Source organism: Bradyrhizobium sp. SZCCHNS3016 (genome assembly GCF_032484535.1).
GTDB lineage: Bacteria > Pseudomonadota > Alphaproteobacteria > Rhizobiales > Xanthobacteraceae > Bradyrhizobium.
Genome location: NZ_JAUETE010000002.1, coordinates 364,982 through 382,178, shown reverse-complemented (window position 1 = coordinate 382,178; position 17,197 = coordinate 364,982). Strand labels below are relative to the sequence as shown.

The following is a 17,197-nucleotide window of genomic DNA, read 5'->3' as shown; positions in this document are numbered from 1 at the left end:
CCCCTATGGTGAGAGCGCGACGCGGAAACCCAGGGTCGGATGCCGGATGCGGCCGTCATAGCGGTCGCGGCTGCCGGCCCGCGCATCGGCGGCGCCGTTCTTCCACGATCCCGAGCGGATGACGCGGGCATAGCTGCTCTCCTCGAGCCAGGCCGATCCGTCCGCCGGCGCGCCCTTGTAGTTCTTGTGCCAATTGTCGGCGACCCACTGGCCGACGCCGCCGCCCATGTCGAACAGGCCGTAAGGATTGGCCTGGACGCTGCCGATTTTCGGCGGCTGATCCGTCTCGGCCTCGCCGGCGCCGTTGCAGCCCTTGCAACTGGCCATGCCCGGGCGCATGCGATCGCCCCACCAATAGCGGGTGCGCTGGCCGCCGCGCGCGGCGTATTCCCATTCGGCCTCGGTCGGCAGCCGGAACGACTTGCCGGTCGCCTTCGACAGCCAGCCGAGATAGGCCTGGGTGTCGTCGTAGCTCAGGTTGGTGACCGGACGATCATCCGCACCGGTCGCGATGTCGGCGCAGCTTGCCGCCGCGACACACTGCCTCCACTCGCCGATCGTGACGGGATACTTGCCGAGCGAGAACGGCCGCACGCTGACCTGATGCGCCGGCTGCTCGGACTCGTCGTCGCCACCCATCGCAAAACTGCCGCCGGCGATCGCGACCAGCTCAGGCACGCGCAGCTTCGACTCGGCTTCCGACGCCGGCGCGGGCCGCGAGATGGCTGCGGTGTCGGATGATCGCGCCAGCGTCGCCTCGAGGGGCGGAGCCGCCTGGCGCGGCGCGATGAAGGCGCTGGACGGCGATCGCGAGGCGTCCTGGGGCGTGCTGGCGGCTTCCAACAGGATCCGGCGCGGCGAAGGCAGCGGCGCGGCAGACTGCGCCTCCCGCTGCGAACCCGACGATCCGGCCGACCCAGGCGGCGCCTGAATCAGCAGCCCGATCTCGCGTAACGGCAGCAGCACGCCGCCGAGGAAGACGATGCCGAGGACCATGACGCCGAGCGCTCCACGGATCAGCTTCTTGCGAGCTCCTGCAGCCGGTGCGAACAAGGCCTTCAGCCGGCCGCCCTTACCCGTCTCCTCCTGATCATCGTCGCCGCCGTCGTCCCATCTGTCCGGAAGGGACGCCGCCGGCGCGAGCGACGGGCGCGGACGCACCGGAGAGACAGGTGCAGGTTCTCGTCGAGCTGCACTCTCCGGCTCTGCGATCTCCCATTCGGCGTCGAGCGACTGCTCGAGCGCGCCGCACATCATCAGCAGCAGCCCGCCTTCGCTCTTGCCGGTCCAGCGCTCCTGCACCTCGGGACACTCGACCTGATCCTCGACGCGCAGGAAGCTCGGCGGACGCATCGGGCTGAGCGAGACCTGCACCGTACGGCCGCAGCGCCGGCAGGCCACCGCGCGGGAATCCTCCGGCAGCGCATCCTCGGCAAGCTTGGGAGCCCGCAGCCATTGCAACGCTGAACTCTCGCTCATGCTGTCCTCGCTCGTGATGCCCGCCAACCCCGTCACTGACCCCAGCTGGCGAACACGTCCTTGAACACGCGGTCGCCGTCGGATCCCTTCTCGATCGACAGCAGCGCCCGGTTGCCGCCCTCGTAGACGATCGGAATGTCGAACCACTGCTTGCCCTTGAGAAGCATCAGGTTGCGCTTGGTATCGACCTCATTGGCGGACAGCGCGACCATGAAGTATTTCGGTGTCACCCTGGCGGTCTGGGTCACCAGCGCCGTCCCGCGCTCGGCCTCCTCGCCCTTCAGGCCGATGCCCCTCAGGCTGTTGAGGCCGCTCACCGACTGATCCGGCCAGTCGAACTTGAGCTCCATGACGTGGCTCGCCGGCATCTCCATGTCGGCGTTCCGCCGCAGCGAGATCGTGGCCTTGGTGCCGTTCTCGATCTCGATCTCACCCTTGATCGCCGGCGCCGCATCGAGTCGCGGCCCCTTGCTTTGCTCGATCGACCAGGTGACCTTGCCAGGATAACGCTTGCCCTTCGGATCCTGCGGATCCTCATGGTAGAGGAACGCCCGCGCCGGTGTGCTAACCGGCACGCTCATGCCGACCGTGGCATGCTCCTCGGCCGCGGCGACAACCACCGGCTTGGCCTCCGGCGTGATCCGCTCCGCATTGACCTTATGGGCGCCCGGTTCGCTCGGCAGAGCCGACGCTGCAGTCGCACCGCTCAGGGACAGCTGGATCCATTCCGACGCGCGCTCCCAGGACACCGCCGCACCGACGACTGCCAGCAGTCCGGCCGCGGCAAATGCCATCACCCGCCGGCTCGGCAGACGGCGGCGTGGTGCCGCGGCGTTCTCCGTCGACTTGAACGCCATCTCGACGAGGGAGGGATGAATCTTGATCTCTGTCGCCGGCGCAGCAGCGGCTGGAGCCGCAGCAGCGGCGGCGGGCTCAGTGGTGGCAGAAGCCGCTGCCGCAGCGGGTATCGCAACGACGCCAGGCTTCACGGGCTCTGCCGGCGCGGCGCTCGTGGACTCCGCCTCGATCTCCGCCGTGACCACCTTCTTTTCGGCAGGGCGCTGCGGCACCGCAAACCGATCGGCGACAATGACCGGCGCTTCAGTGACGGCGGCCGCGCGCGGTTGGGTCTGCTCGGCCGTGGCCGGCTGCGGGACGGCCGGAAGCTCAGGCGGAGCCGGAGTCACAACCGGCGTCACCATGTCCGCGGCCGGCTCGCGCGGCGGACGCCGGCGCAGAACGCGAACCTCCGGCGAGGGCTTGGGCGCAGCCGCGCGGCTCTCAGCCCGCTGCGGTATCGCGGGCGCGCTGGGCTTGGCCGCGGCAGCCGTGACGATGTCCGTCCCCGAGCGGCGGGCCATCGACAGATATTTCGCGACGGTGGCGATCTCCTCTTCGAGCGAGTGCGTCGTGATGACCTGCCGTGGCTGCGGCCGCTGCTTCGGCGCCAGCGCGCGGGCCGGCCGCGGCAGCTCGGCGGCCGGTGCATCGGCCGGCCTGGACGTATCAGCGGGCAGCAGCGGAGCTGGGACCGAGGCTGCCCCGACGCCGGCAGGGCGCGCACGCAGCTCGATCATGCGATCGGGAAAGAGGATCTCGGCGAGATCGCGCAGCGAGGCACCGGGCATCAGCAGCCGCCACAGCGCCGGCGGAACGCGGCGCAGCGTGTTCGTCTCGGTGCGTTTGACAACAGTATCGTTGCGGCCGGCTTCGACCACGGCCCCGTCGTCGTGAAGCTCGTCGCTGATCAGAACCTTGCGGGCCCGCAGCATCGCCGTCAGTTCGCGCAGATCGGAGCGGGAGGCGTGGTCGATGACCAGAAGATCGAAGGTGCCGATCCGGGCCGGCAGCAACTCGGCGACACGCCAGGCCGGCATCACGTGACAGGGAATCTCCTCGAGCCAGCCGTCCAGAGACCTGCGCGCGGCAAACCGAAGTCGGCGCGCGGTCGGGCCGGAGCAGGCCGACGCCATCTTCTGCATCGAGTCCCTGAACCGCTTCACCGCTTGCCTGACGGCGCCGCCCGCATTCTGCGCGATGCCCAGCGACATGCGGGCGCCGATCACCGCTTCGAACAGGGCCAGCGACCGCGTCTCCAGCCGCGCGCGCTGAGCCGCGAGGTCATGCAGCAGCTGCCGCTCCTCCGGACTTTCGATCCGCATCAGCACGGCCCAATTCCAGGCCGCCACCCATTCCGCGAGCGTCGCCGCATCCTTCGCCTCGCCCGCGGCCGGCGCGGACCGCAGCCGCTGCGCCAGACTCGGCGCGCCCGCTGCAGTCGCCATCCGGCAGGCGGTCCTGACGAGTTCGTAGTCCGCGCTGGCCTCGCGGATCTTCTCCATGGTCGCGAGAATGCCTGTCCACCGCGTTTCGAGCTCCAGGGGCTCCGTCTCGGCGTCACCGACCCGCGACAGCACGTCATCCTGAACGGAGCCGGCGAGCTCTCCCGCCCGGGCGAACAATTCGCCCAGGCGAGCAAGCTCGACCAGCGGTCCCGATACGCGCGTCATGACGGTCCGGATCGCCGCGCCGAACGCGACCAGCCGCTGCGCATCCGCCAGCATCGCCCTGACGTCGCCGTCCGGCATCGACAGCTTGCAGCAGGCATCGGCCACGTTGCGGACGGCAAGCGCGGCCGTCACGATGGCGGCCTCGACGCTCTTGACGATGTGCTCGAGGTCATCGAACGTCCGCGCCGATTCCAATTGAAGCGCGGGTGCATCGATCTGCGTCGCGATCGACGTCCAGCGCGCGCGCAACGCATGCAGGTCGTGGCGCCAGAGCAGGAAGCGCCCGACATATTGCCAGTCCGCCGGCTTCGACGGCGCGGCACCGTCCACCGTGATCGCTTCGACGGCGGCCTTCAGCGCGCGGCGCGAGGGCGAGAACCGCGCGAACGGCTTCTCGCCGGCCGCAAGCCGCTCGACCACGCGGATCGCGTCCTTCCTGGTGAACGCCTCGACCGGCGCCTGCACCTGGCGCCTCGCGAATTCGGCGCTCCGCGACAGCTGGAACGAGGCATCACGCGCCCAACCCACGACCTTGTCGAGACCTGCGGGAGCGTCAGCCTTTGCGGCACCGAGCGGCGATAGCCGCGCGAGCCAGGTCTCCTCGGCGATGGCGCGATGGCCGGCTACCAGCGCATCGAGGTCGGCCGCCAGGCGGGTGGTTGCGTCAAGCCCGAAGGTCGCGATGGCGTCGAGCGCGAGATCCTCGTCGCGGCCTGCGTCCGACGTCAGCCCTGCCTGGTGCTGCAGCTCCGCGTGCAGACGCAGGATCGCGGCGGTATCGGGAAGCGCCGCGAGCTCCGGCAACTCGTCATCGATGTGCTTGAGATCAGTGGCAAGCCGCAGCCGCGCTTCGCGCGCCTTGTCGACCGCCGCGACGAGCGGGTCCGTAGCCGCGAGCAGGCGCTTCGGCCGGTCGGTGAACCAGGCATGAATGGCCTGCTCGCCGATCAGCGCATCGAACAGATCGAACGGCAGCTCCGGCAAGCCGCCAGCGAGCCGCAGATTGCGCCCGACGATCTCGGCGATCTCGTCGTCGAGCGATGCGATCTGCGTGCGCTTCGAGATGATGTCGCGCTCGAGCCGGCCGATCTGACCGACATGGTCGCGCAGATTGGTCGCGTCCAGGATCGATTGCAGCCGGCCGGCCAGGGCTTCGGCCTTCCTGAGCACGTCCTTGTCGGAGCCGGTCGAGCTGACGGTCAGCTCGCGAATGGCCGGCGGCAGCTTCTGATGCAGCAGGGAAAGTGCAGCCTCGTCCCTGGACACGACGAGGACGCGCGAGCCGAGCGCGAGGTGATGGCAGACGACGTTGGCGAGCGCCGTGATCCGATCGTCCCGTGCGACGGACTGGACCATCAGGCCATCCGACCGGGACAGCTCGCGCACGATTTCGACATCCTCCACGACCGCCGGCAACGGGAAGAACAGATCTCCCTGCTCGACGGCGGCAGGCTTGGGCGCAGGCGCAAGGTCGATCGGGCCGCCGACGACGCTGGACAGATGCCGGCGTAAACTGGCGTGCCCTCGTCCATCCGGCTGCGACAGCAGCGCGCTAACGGCTTCCGACAGGCAGCACTCGCTTTGCGGCGCATGCACGATCGCGTTCTTGAGACGGTCGATGTCGCGCAGGGCGAGGCTCTCCGGCCGCCGCCGCGCGGAGATGACCCAGCGTCCCGACGTGAGCGCAGCCTCCGAGGCCTCCATGGCCGGCGCATCGTCCGAAGACGCGAAATTGCGCGACGTCTTGTGACCGGATTGCGCGCCTGCGGCGCTCAGGATCTGATCGAGGCCGATCGGCGTGAACGGCGACAGCTCTGCGCGCTGCTCCAGCACCTCGACCAGGCGGTCCGACCTGTCGCGCACGGCAAGCGCCGCGTCCGGTGCCACGGCATCCAGCGCCCTCAAATTGACGGCTGCGCCGACGAAGCGCGGCCGGACCCTGACCTCGGCATCCGGACGCGCGATGATCTCGATCTCGACCGCGCGCTCGAACAGCGGCAACTCGAATTCGCGCCCGCCCTGCCGCCACGATGACAGCGCGATGCCCCACAGGACCTCCATCGCCTGATCGGCGCGGGTCGCGGCGGCCATATCGCGCAGCCGCTGGTGGATCGCCATGGTACGGCGGCGCATGCGCTCGGTGTCGGCCCAGGCGGTCCATGGCCCGCTGATATAGCGCTCGATCCGCTGCACGAGGTCAGGGCGCTGCTCCAGGCGCAGCCGTCCGGTCCAGGCGCCCAGCGCCGGGGCCGGCGAAAAATCCTCGGGCCGTGCGTGGCGGGCAAAGGTGAGGCGGTTCTTCTCGATCTCGTCGACCGTGACCAGGATGCTCTCGTGCTGCGATGGACGACGGTCGGGGTCGGACGACGGCTCGACCCAGGTTTTGAGATCGTCGTCGATGGCGGGCGGCTCCGTCGCGGCGAGCGCCTCGACGGCGAGCCACACCGGGCCGTCGACGTCGAAGGTATTGAGCACCACGCCCGGCAGACCCGCCAGCTCCTCCTGGTCGAGCGTGAAGCCGTGATCGTCGGCGAATGGATGATCCGGCTGCCGCTCCGCCGGGGAGCCCTCGGCACGAATGATCTCGGTCAGACCGCCGAGCACGTCCTGCAACGGCTCGACGGCCGATCCCGTGCCGAGCACTTCGCTCGTCGAGAACGCCCAGGCGTCGGTCGGCGACTGCGGCTCCAGGGCCGCGGCGCCGATAGCACCAAGCAGCCGCATGCCGTGATCGGCTGCACTGTTCTGCGCCTTGCGATCGCCCGCGCCGGCCTCGTTGGGCCGCACATTCACCAGCTGGCTCATCGCGCAGATCCTTCTCTGAAGTCGGCCGCGACGTCGGCACGAGCGCGGCGAGAGGCTGACCGACAAGGATGGCCCTGCGCGTGATCACGGTGCGCCGGGCGATCGGAGAGTGGGTTCAGAGTGGACAAGCTTGCCTCGCTGCAACGTCGACGGAACTCCCGACTCGTTGCGGAGGCGTATGGCGAAGTGAGGTCACATCAATGACCCGACAGGTAGATGAATGTGACGATTCTCGCTCCCGTAGGAGAATCGGGAAAAAATCCCGGGTCATTCGATGAGGAAAATCGTGCGTAAGAAGTTTGTTGGTCTTGGCTTTTCGTGTAGCGCGGCGCGTGTGGCCGGCAACAAGCTTGGGTTGCGGACGAATACGCTGGAATGTGTCTAAGAATACTTCTAACGCTCAAGAAGAAATATCGGGACGCATGCCGAACGCCCGATCTCCCCGCCGCAGCGCGGCTGCGGTCCAAGTTCGGCCACTTACCTGCCGTGCATGCGGCTCGCTTGCGAGACAGGCGCCACAAGCATCGGTGCCGGCGTGCATTGCACTGCGTCGCTCCCTCCGCAGGTACCGTGATCGCATCGACGGAAGCGGCGCGGACAGGACGCGCGCGATGGCCCGACGAAGTCCGGGGATGTCGCTGGGTCCTATGCGGCGGCTCCCGGCCGGCGCTGCTTGAAACACCCTCGAAGCTGAAGTAGCTGTTGTCGCAATGACATCGACGTCGTCCAGACGTTTCCCCGATCGATGGGCCGGGACTGCATGGTGAGGCAACGGACGAGAGCTGCGGCCGCATGCGGTGCCATGCTGTTCACGCTGGTTTCCCTGTCGTCGCGCGCGCAGGCGCAGTCTGACGGCGCGGCAGGCCGTGAACCGGCAACGGTCAAGCTTTCTGCAACGCAACAGAAGCAGATCGGACTCCAGACCGCCGTGCTGGCTGCGGAATCCCATCCCGAGCAGTTTCGCGCCTACGGCACGGTGCTGGACGTCGGCAGGCTGACCGACCTGACCAACAACTACGCCAATGCCCAGGCGCAGCTGCAGACGGCGCAAGCGAAACTCGACGTCGCAAGGCTCGCATTCGAGCGCGCCCGCGACCTCGTGCAATCGGCGGCAATGCCGCGGAAGGACGCCGAAGCGGCGGAGGGCACGTTCCGGACTGATCAGGCCACCCTGGCTGCCGCGGAATCGCAAGTGAAGACCCTGATGGCGACGGCGCGGCAGGAATGGGGCGCGGTCATCGGAAAGGGCATCATCGAGCGCTCGCCGCAGGTCGTGCAATTGATCGAACGCGAGCAGCTGCTGGTGCAGGTCACGCTGCCGCCCGGCGTGACTCTGGCCGGGCCGCCGCGCGGCGCGCTGGCGCAGGCGCCCACCCGCAGCGCCAACATCGATCTGCGCTATTTGTCGGCTGCGCCGCGAACGGATCCGCGCATCCAGGGCGTGAGCTATTACTTCGTCGCCGCTGGCGACAGCGGGCTGCTGCCGGGGATGAACACCACCGCCTACGTGCCCTCGGGCAAGTCGTTCGACGGCGTCTTTGTCGAGGACACCGCGATCGTGCAATGGCAGGGCCGCTCGTGGGTCTATTTGCGCGCCGGTCCCGAGCTCTTCAAGCGCCATCCGATCCGCACCGACCAGCCGGTGTCCGACGACGACTATGTCGTGCAGGACATTCCGTCGGGCTCCGAGATCGTCCTGCGCGGCGCGCAGGTGCTGTTGTCGGAGGAGGCCAAGAGCGAGCTTCGCGGCGGCGGCGACGATGATTGACGGCGTTCGCGGCGCCGCGGCCGGCCCCCAGGCGGCGCTGATCTCGTTTGCCATCCGCTTCCGCGGCATCGTGCTGGGGGTGGCCTGCACCATTGTCGGCTACGGCATCTTCTCGCTGGGCAGCGCCAATTACGCGGTGTTTCCCGAATTCGCGCCGCCGCAGGTCTCGATCCAGACCGAGGCCCCCGGGCTCAGTCCGGAACAGGTCGAGGTGCTGGTCACGCAGCCGATCGAAATCGCGATCAACGGTCTCGCCGGCGTCGAGAGCATGAGGTCGTCGTCGATCCAGGGCCTGTCCGTCATTTCGGTTATCTTCCAGCCCGGCACCGAGGTCTTCCGGGCGCGGCAATTGGTGACCGAGCGACTCGCGGTCGTCGCCGGCAGCCTGCCACAGGGCGTGCGGGCGCCATCGATGACGCCGCTGGTGCCGGCGGCCGGCACCGTGCTGGCGATCGGGCTGACCTCCGAGCAGCGCTCGCTGATGGATCTGCGCACGATCGCCGATTGGACCGTGAGCCGACGGCTGCTGGCCGTCGCGGGCGTGGCGCAGGTCACGACCTATGGCCGGGACATCCGGTCGCTGCAGGTGCAGGTGCGGTCCGACGACCTTGTCCGCTTCGGCGTCGGCATGAACGACGTCGTCGCCGCCGCGCGCAAGGCCACCGGCGTGCGCGGTGCCGGCTTCGTCGACACCGCCAATCAACGGGTCATCCTGCAGACACAGGGCCAGTCGCTCACACCAGAGCAGCTGGCCCGGACGGTCCTGCTGCACCAAGGCGGCGCCAGCGTGGTGCTCGGCGACGTCGCGACGGTCGTGAACGCGCCGGAGCCGCCGATCGGGGGCGCGCTGATCAACGGCCAGCCCGGCATCATGATGATGATCAGCCAGCAGTTCGGCGCCAACACCCGCAACGTCGCGGCGCGCGTCGAGGCCGCGCTGCGGGAGCTGCGCCCGGCGCTCGACAGCGAGAAGGTCAGGCTGCACGCCGATCTGTTCCGCCCGGCGACCTTCATCGATGCAGCGACGCAGAACGTGCTGTACGCGCTGCTGATCGGCGGCGCCCTGGTCATCATCGTGCTGTTGCTGTTCCTCTATGACTGGCGCACCTCCGTCATCAGTTGCACCGCGATCCCGCTGTCGCTGCTCTCGGCCGTGCTGGCCCTGCAGTGGATGGGACAGAGCCTGGACACGATGACCCTCGGCGGCCTCGCCATCGCGATCGGCGAGGTTGTCGACGACGCCGTGATCGGCGTCGAGAACGTGGTGCGCCGGCTGCGCGAGAACCGCGGCCTGCCGTCGCCGCGCAGCGAAGCGCGCGTCGTCTATGATGCCATGCTCGAGGTGCGCAGCGCGGTCGCCTATGCGACCTTCGCCGTGCTCCTGGTGTTCGTGCCGATCCTTGCGCTGCCGGGTCTCGCCGGCCGGCTGTTCGGTCCGCTCGGCATCGCCTACATCCTCGCGGTGGTCGCCTCGCTGATCGTCGCGCTGACGGTCACACCGGCGCTGTCGATGCTGCTGCTGGCCGGCCGGACGCCGCGCGAGGAACGCGAGCCGCCACTGGTGCGCTGGTCGCGCGGCTCCTACGAGACGCTGTTGCGGCGGCTCGGCCGGTTTCCCAAGACGGTCATGCTGACGGCCGTGCTGGTGACCGCCGGCGGCGCAAGCCTGGTGCCGTTCTTCGGCGGCACCTTCCTGCCCGACCTGAAGGAAGGCCACCTGATCCTCCACGTCTCGACGCTGCCGGGGACCTCACTCGACGAATCGCTGCGGCTGGGCACGCTGATCGCCGAGGCCCTGAAGGGCGTGCCGGAGGTCCGCAGCGTGGCGCAGCATGCCGGCCGCGCCGAAGCCGGCGTCGATACCGCTGGCACGCATTCGAGCGAGATCGAGGTCGACCTGAAGCCGGGGCTATCAGGCGAACAGCAGGAGCTGGCGCAGCAGCGCATCCGTGCCGCGCTCGCCAACTTCGCCGGCATCAACCTGTCGATCAAGACCTACCTGACCGAGCGCATCGAGGAAACGCTGTCCGGCTTCAACGCCGCCGTGGTCATCAACGTGTTCGGCCCCGATCTCGACGATCTCGAGCGTACGGCGCGCGACATCGCGCGCGAGCTCGGCGAGGTCTGGGGCGCGATCGACATCCAGCAGCAGTCGCCGCCGGGCATGCCGCAGGTCAACGTGACCCTGCGCCCGACCGATCTGCAATCCTGGGGCCTGGATGCGGTCGAGGTGCTGGAATTGATCCGCACCGCCTATCAGGGCGACGTGGTCGGCCAGGCCTATGAAGGCAACGTCGTCTTCAATGTCATCGTCAAGCTCGATCCCGACGCGACGGCACGCCCGACCGAGATCGGCAACATGCCGATCCGGACGCCGAGCGGGGCCTACATCCTCCTGAAGCAGGTCGCGGACATCTACGGCACCGCGGGGCGCTACGTCGTGCTTCATCGCAATGGGCAGCGCGTCCAGACCGTGACCGCCAACGTGGCCGAGCGCGACCTCGAATCCTTCGTGGCCGCGGCCAAACGGAAGATCGCCAAGGAGGTCAAGCTGCCGCCGGGCGCCCATGTCGAGTTCACCGGCGCGGCCGAGGCGCAGGCCAAGTCGCGGCGCGACCTGCTCGTGAACTCGCTGCTGGCGACGATCGGCATCGTGCTGCTGCTGTCCTTCGTCACCGGGCACTGGCGCAACCTGGTGCTGGTGCTGATCAACCTGCCCTTCGCCTTCGTCGGCGGCGTCATCGCCGTCGCGCTCACCGGCGGCGTGCTGTCGCTGGGCTCGATGGTGGGCTTCGTGACGCTGTTCGGAATCGCGCTGCGCAACTCGATCCTGATGATCTCGCATTACGAGCATCTGGTCGTCGTCGAAGGCCGCGCCTGGACTCTGGAGACCGCGATCGCCGGCGCCGCCGACCGCCTGGTGCCGATCCTGATGACCTCGCTGGTGACCGGCCTCGGCCTGCTGCCGCTCGCCCTCGGCGCCGGCGAGCCGGGCCGCGAGATCGAGGGACCAATGGCCGTGGTCATCCTCGGCGGGCTGTCGACCTCGATGGCGCTGAACCTGCTGGTGCTGCCGACCTTGGCGCTGCGCTTCGGGCGCTTCGCGCGCGGCGTGCAGGCCCGTGGAGACGTCCCGGCGAGCTAATCGTGGGCGTGAGCCGTCCGCGACGTTCGCCGCACGTGCCTGCTCGACGCGTCACCGCGCGGGCGCCACAAGTTGGCAGCCATGGGCCAGAAGCAGACATGTTTCGGGTACTAGGGTCGAGTTGATTCCGGACCAATACCGGAGAGGCGGCACTCGCGGACGCCGAGTTCGTTTTTCTCGCACTTTGCGGCTTTAACAATTGCTACCTGTTTTGCAAAAAATTCTTTGGACCAGTCCCGCATATCGGCCTTCTGGATCGCCTCCAACATGATCCCCCGCTGAGGATCGTCCCGAAGCGTTCCGATCACGATGCCTCGCCCCACGCCAACGTGGCCGCAACTATTTGGGTGGACGAAAATACTGATATACTTGGTATCGACCGGTCCCTTGATCACGCGATCTACTCGCGCTTTCATCAGTGTGATAATATGCCCTCCCGAGTCGCTCACATCCGTTTCGTCGTAGATGGTCGCTTCGACTGCGACCGGCGCGTCGACATCGGTGGGGACTTGCTCGAAGAAGATACCTATAAGCGATGCTGGTGTACCCGGCAGCGTGCAGGCCACAGCGCTGGCGCAAGCAACGAAATAGGCGAGCGAACAGAGGCCCCATTTACGTATATCGGAAATCCAATTGCTGATCATGACGCGATGGGTGCCAATTCTTGGTAATTTCCGCAATGGGCCAGAAGCGGCCACCTCTACGATGACGGGCGCATCGACCTCCTCAGGGATATGGTCAAAGAGCACACCAGTCTGTGCGCTCGCCACCGCGCAGGCCTCTGCCCGGTCGAATAAAAGACAACCAGCAATCAAGTAAACCGCGCCGAGCCCTGTCATCTTCCATGTACGCATATTCGCACCCTGATCGCTAATAATCGCGACACGATGCCAAGACTTCTCAGGTCAGCAATGGGTCACAACCTGCCCTCAAGCGGCCGAGGGAGGCCGTTCCGCCGCACCTCAGAAAGCTGATATCGGCGGCTCCCGCCCGAGCCGTCGCCTCTGGGCCAGAACCGGACATCTTGCTCGACTGCACCTTTCGCCTTCTTCAGCTCATTATCTGGTTCGGAAGGACGAAATAAGCTGCGTATACGATCGCAAGCAGAGCGCCAAGTACTAAGCACTGCAAGCCGATCAAGAGCCAAAACAATGCCGGACTGTCATATCCTGACAGTACAACGCCCACGCCCATCTGTACCTGCATCGTGCGATAGGCTATTGAATAAACGCCACTACGGATAATAAAGATGTCACCTGCATCTGGGTGCGGGCTCGCTGAAATTACGTCTGATCATCGGCCGAATACGTCAATTGCAGACCCAGCGAAATGCTAAAATTTGAACGAGCGATGAGGTCGGCTTGGGGTCATGAGCGGAATTGGTCGAAACGAGACTATCCCTGGACGGTTTAAGCTGCTGCATGAAAAGTGGTATGCTATGAGCCGCGGGCTATGACAAGCGGTCGGTTTCGATGAAGTATGCACAGAGAGTAGTGCTCCACGCACCATCTTGGGAGTCGTCGAAGCTTTCGGCCTTTGTTGAACAGTGCATCCAAGACAGAGTTATATTGGTCTGCGTTGTTGGGCCAGACTGCCGCAGAGTGGAGGACGTGATTGATGAACTGGTTGTCGGTCTCGGTGATGATCCTATCCGATTCATAAACACGACCTCGCATCCAAGCGAGTCGGTTGAAGAAGTACGATCGTTTGCGGAAGCTTGGACTTTGGACGTCGATACAAATCTGCCAGTGCAGGTAGTCACGCTGTAGCGGCTCTGCGGCCGCGACCTTCTCCTTGCTATCGAAACGTGTCTGCTTCGGGTCACGAGCTGCCTTCCCGAACGAGCTAGCGTCACGGCCAGTGTACCTCAGATAGTTGCCGACTTGATGCAGCGCCGCAAGTCGGCAGGCTCCAGGCCATTCACGGCCCGGTCGCGCGGCCCTGTCACGTCCGCAATTCGCCCTTCTCGGACCTTCCGGCCGCCGCCAAAGACGTCGGCCTGCTGGGCTTGAGCGGATATGCTTCTCGAGACTCGTGCGGGCCCGGAGCCAGGCGCGCACGACCGACAAGTCAACCTCTGATGCGATGCGCCCAAAATCTGATTTCACTCACCGCCTCAAGCACATCACCCTTGTCCAGTCCTCCCACGGAAAATATTCTACTTTCGTTTTTCAGAAAAACATGATTGACTATGCGCATCCCGTCCCGCCATGAGGGGCGCTTCGCGATCGTCACGAGACGTGGGTGCGGGATGCGGTGGGTGCATTGGATCGCAGCGCGAGCAATCGTGCGGACGAACGAGCCCGATGCGCCGGCGAAATCGTAGGGTCCTGGCCTCCCGGTGCTGAGGCCAAGCGGACGGTGACGATGATCCGTTCGTGACGGGGGCAAGACAGCCGGTCCCCGGGGAGAGGACGTATAAGCCGCCCAACCATCGCGCGGGGAATGCCGGGAGGCGGGCTCAAGCGGTGGTCGCAACACCAAGTGTTTTCATTCGTGACAGCAGCTCGTCAAGCGCCTCTGCTGGAGTTTTCCATCCTAGCGTCTTTCTCGGTCGGGAATTGAGCGCTGCGGCCACGGCGGCGATCTCGTCAGCATCGTAGACGCTCAGATCGGTACCTTTCGGGAAGTACTGCCGCAGCAGGCCATTCGTGTTCTCGTTCGTGCCACGTTGCCAGGGGCTTCTTGGATCGCAGAAGTAGATCTGAAGGTCTGTATCGATCTTGAGGTCACTGTGTTGAGCCATTTCGGTCCCCTGATCCCAGGTTAGCGAGCGGCGGAGTTCTTTGGGCAAGGTGACGATGGTGCGCGTGATCGCATCGCGTACCGCTTCAGCTCCGTGTCCGGAGAGCGCAGGCCCATCCTTCGTACGTGGGCCGTCGTCAAACCCCGGCAACCGTGGAAGGTGTAGGAGCATTGTAAACCGCGTGCTGCGTTCGACCAGCGTGCCGATTGCCGAGCTGGCGGAGCCGACGATCAGATCTCCTTCCCAATGTCCCGGCACAGCTCGATCCGCGACTTCGGCCGGACGCTCACTGATCATGATCTCCGGCGATATGAAGCCTTTGCTGCGCTTCCGCGTACGCGCTCGGGGCACGCGCAGCGCACGTCCCGTTCGCAAACAGGACGACAACTCGCGTTTCAGCGCTCCTCGGCCCTGAACAAAAAGCGCCTGGTAAATGGCTTCGTGGCTGATGCGCATCGCCTCGTCATCCGGGAAGTCGATCGGCAAGCGCCGGGCAATCTGCTCGGGACTCCACGCTTTCGTCCACCCCTGATCCTGGCTAGAGCCCGCACGACCGGCCTTCCGCCGAACGCCGCCTGGAGGCGCGACAAACCCTGCAAGCCGCTCTTCAACATAAGCGCGCAAGGCGGCGTTGCTTGCAAGCTTGCTCGGCTTAGGACGCCGGGCCGATCGATCTGCATGCCACTGGGCGGCCGTCGCCCGATAGGCCATCTTGCCGCCGTGCGTGGCTGCATTGCGATCGAGTTCACGGGAGATGGTCGAGGGAGACCGATTGAGGCGCCGTGCTATCTCTCGTACAGAATGGCGCTGCGCATTCAGCAGCGCAATCTCTTCGCGCTCAGAAAAGGAGAGGTGCCGTCCGGAGAGCGGCTTCGCTGAAGGTCGGAACATTGCCGGTGCCACGCCGCCCGCTTTTCGAAATAATCGGGGGCCGACAGCATCCGATAATCCAGCAGCCAGCGCAGCATTCTCGCTGTTCAATCCAGCGGCAATCCCACGCCAAAATTTCTGCTGTTCCGCACGCCCCGCAACTGGTGGGCGCCCCAATGATCCCAGCTTGCCCCGCGTTGACCGTTTCTTTCGAATGCCCATCGCAACCTCCTCATCGAGTGTTGCGACGACCAATTGAATCCACCGGGATGTCTCGGCTGAACCTGTGGTACCTGCCGCCTGCATTTTTTTCGCAGGCGGGCCATGGGGGCGGCCAGCTCCCGGCATTCCCTGCGCCCTCTTCGTCGATGAGGGCGAAACGACCCGCACAACTCGGACGCACGGAGCGCCGCGAGGCCGAATGACTGCGTTCTAAGAAGCACTCATCGCAGATGTCGGCGCCCGCAGCGTCGAGGCGGTGGAGAGACGATGGACGTCCCGCATGACAGCGCGCACAAACGCCACGGCTGTCGACCATTGGCCCGGTGGATTTCGGCGCCGAGTTGCCTCAGGCGTTCAGCCGGTCGATGTGCACCTTGCCGGCCTTCATCACCAGCGGAATGTGATCGCCCTGGCCGAGCAGGCACGAGACGTCGCGCAGCGGATTGCCCTCGACCACGAGCAGGTCGGCGAAGGCGCCGGGCACGATCCGGCCGAGCTTGCCCTCCATGCCCAGCACCTCGGCGCCGATCACGGTCGCGCTGGCGATGACCTCGCGGGGACCAAGGATCTCGGCGCGGATCCGGAATTCATCGCTCTGCAGGCGCTGGGAGGGTCCCAGGAGATCGCTGCCGAAGCCCATCTTGACGCCGGCGTCGCGGTAGATGCCGAGCGAGCGCAGACCGGCATCGCGGACATCGGCGATCTTGGCGACGCTCTCCGGCGGCAGGCCATACTGCGCGCCTTCATTGGCGAGCGCCTCATAGGTGACGAGCGTCGGGACGACATAGACGCCCTTCTCGGCCATCAGGCGCGCGGTCGGAAGGTCGACCAGATTGCCATGCTCGATGGTGCGCACGCCGCAATGGACGGCGCGGGCGATGGCTTCCGCCGTGTAGGCATGCGCCAGGACGTAGGTCTGCCGCGCGCGGGCCTCGGCGACGATGGCGCGGATCTCGTCCTCCGAGTAGCCGAACGCACCGACGGGATCGGTCGGCGAGGCCACGCCGCCGGACGCCATGATCTTGATCTGGTCGGCGCCCATCTGCAGCTCCTCGCGTACCGCCTTGCGCACCGCATCGACGCCATCGGCCACCCGGGCCAACGCACCGACGCGCACGCAGCAGGGACAGGGTGCGTTGTCGGACAGGAAATCCGTGCGCGCCCGCATGTCGCCATGGCCGCCGGTCTGGCTGAGCGCGCGGCCGGAGACGAACAGCCGCGGGCCCTCGGTGAGGCCGGTGTCGACCGCCTGCTTCAGCGGATAGCCGGCGCCGCCGGCGTCACGCACCGTCGTAAAGCCCCGCCGCAGCATGCCCTTGAGCAGCAGCGCCGAGCGCAGGGTCACCAGCACGTTCGGCATCTGCACTTGCTGTGCGAGATTGAGTTCGACCGCGATCGCATGGACGTGCAGATCGATCAGGCCGGGCATCAGCGTCTTGCCTTGGAGATCGATGGTCTGGTCGACGCTGGTCTGCAGCGGCTTGTCCGACACCTCCTTGATCAGATCGTCCTCGACCAGCACGTGATGGCCTTCGCGCAGCTCCGGCTGCAGCGGGTCGAGCAGAGCGGCATTCTTGAACAGGATGGTCGGCATCAAGGTGTCCTCGATCGGAACGAAGCATACGTCAGCGCGCGGAGCGGGCCGGCGATGA

7 protein-coding genes are annotated in these 17,197 nt (G+C 66.4%); 2 read left to right on the top strand and 5 right to left on the bottom strand.

Going from position 1 to position 17,197, the window contains the following annotated elements; genetic code table 11:
• Positions 1-3 precede the first annotated feature (3 nt).
• Together QW881_RS05980 and QW881_RS05975 are read right to left on the bottom strand one after the other, a co-directional pair.
• Positions 4-1,479 carry an SUMF1/EgtB/PvdO family nonheme iron enzyme gene (locus tag QW881_RS05980; protein ID WP_316158361.1) on the bottom strand — a complete coding sequence of 492 codons (1,476 nt, stop codon included), beginning with the start codon at positions 1,477-1,479 and terminating at the stop codon, positions 4-6.
• Between the two features lie 32 nt (positions 1,480-1,511).
• Positions 1,512-6,794: an AAA family ATPase gene (locus QW881_RS05975; RefSeq protein ID WP_316158360.1), complete on the bottom strand. Its 5,283-nt coding sequence runs from the start codon at positions 6,792-6,794 to the stop codon at positions 1,512-1,514.
• A gap of 760 nt (positions 6,795-7,554) precedes the next feature.
• Here QW881_RS05975 and QW881_RS05970 point away from each other — a divergent pair.
• Together QW881_RS05970 and QW881_RS05965 are read left to right on the top strand one after the other, a co-directional pair.
• Positions 7,555-8,562, top strand: coding sequence for an efflux RND transporter periplasmic adaptor subunit (locus tag QW881_RS05970; RefSeq protein WP_409997647.1), 1,008 nt, complete (start codon positions 7,555-7,557; stop codon positions 8,560-8,562).
• Positions 8,555-11,707 (top strand): efflux RND transporter permease subunit, encoded by a 3,153-nt coding sequence (locus QW881_RS05965; protein WP_316158359.1) that lies wholly within the window; start codon positions 8,555-8,557, stop codon positions 11,705-11,707. Before QW881_RS05970 ends, QW881_RS05965 begins: the two co-directional genes overlap by 8 nt.
• Before the next feature lie 110 nt (positions 11,708-11,817).
• Here the strand turns inward: QW881_RS05965 and QW881_RS05960 are convergent, their stop codons facing one another.
• From QW881_RS05960 to QW881_RS05950, 3 genes are all read right to left on the bottom strand, one after another.
• On the bottom strand, positions 11,818-12,561 hold the full coding sequence (locus QW881_RS05960) for a hypothetical protein (protein ID WP_315758769.1): 744 nt from the start codon (positions 12,559-12,561) through the stop codon (positions 11,818-11,820).
• A 1,607-nt stretch (positions 12,562-14,168) separates the two neighbouring features.
• A complete protein-coding gene (locus tag QW881_RS05955) occupies positions 14,169-15,545 on the bottom strand; it encodes an IS30 family transposase (RefSeq protein WP_315715219.1) in 1,377 nt (458 codons plus the stop codon).
• Between the two features lie 346 nt (positions 15,546-15,891).
• Entirely contained in the window at positions 15,892-17,139 is a 1,248-nt protein-coding gene (locus QW881_RS05950) for an amidohydrolase family protein (protein ID WP_316158358.1), read from the bottom strand.
• Positions 17,140-17,197: the final 58 nt, after the last annotated feature.

Excerpts from the sequence above, each read along its gene's own strand:
- QW881_RS05970 (WP_409997647.1), top strand. The coding sequence starts at position 7,555 with ATGGTGAGGCAACGGACGAGAGCTGCGGCCGCATGCGGTGCCATGCTG.
- QW881_RS05950 (WP_316158358.1), bottom strand. The coding sequence starts at position 17,139 with ATGCCGACCATCCTGTTCAAGAATGCCGCTCTGCTCGACCCGCTGCAG.
- QW881_RS05965 (WP_316158359.1), top strand. The coding sequence starts at position 8,555 with ATGATTGACGGCGTTCGCGGCGCCGCGGCCGGCCCCCAGGCGGCGCTG.
- QW881_RS05960 (WP_315758769.1), bottom strand. The coding sequence starts at position 12,561 with ATGCGTACATGGAAGATGACAGGGCTCGGCGCGGTTTACTTGATTGCT.
- QW881_RS05980 (WP_316158361.1), bottom strand. The coding sequence starts at position 1,479 with ATGAGCGAGAGTTCAGCGTTGCAATGGCTGCGGGCTCCCAAGCTTGCC.
- QW881_RS05955 (WP_315715219.1), bottom strand. The coding sequence starts at position 15,545 with ATGGGCATTCGAAAGAAACGGTCAACGCGGGGCAAGCTGGGATCATTG.
- QW881_RS05975 (WP_316158360.1), bottom strand. The coding sequence starts at position 6,794 with ATGAGCCAGCTGGTGAATGTGCGGCCCAACGAGGCCGGCGCGGGCGAT.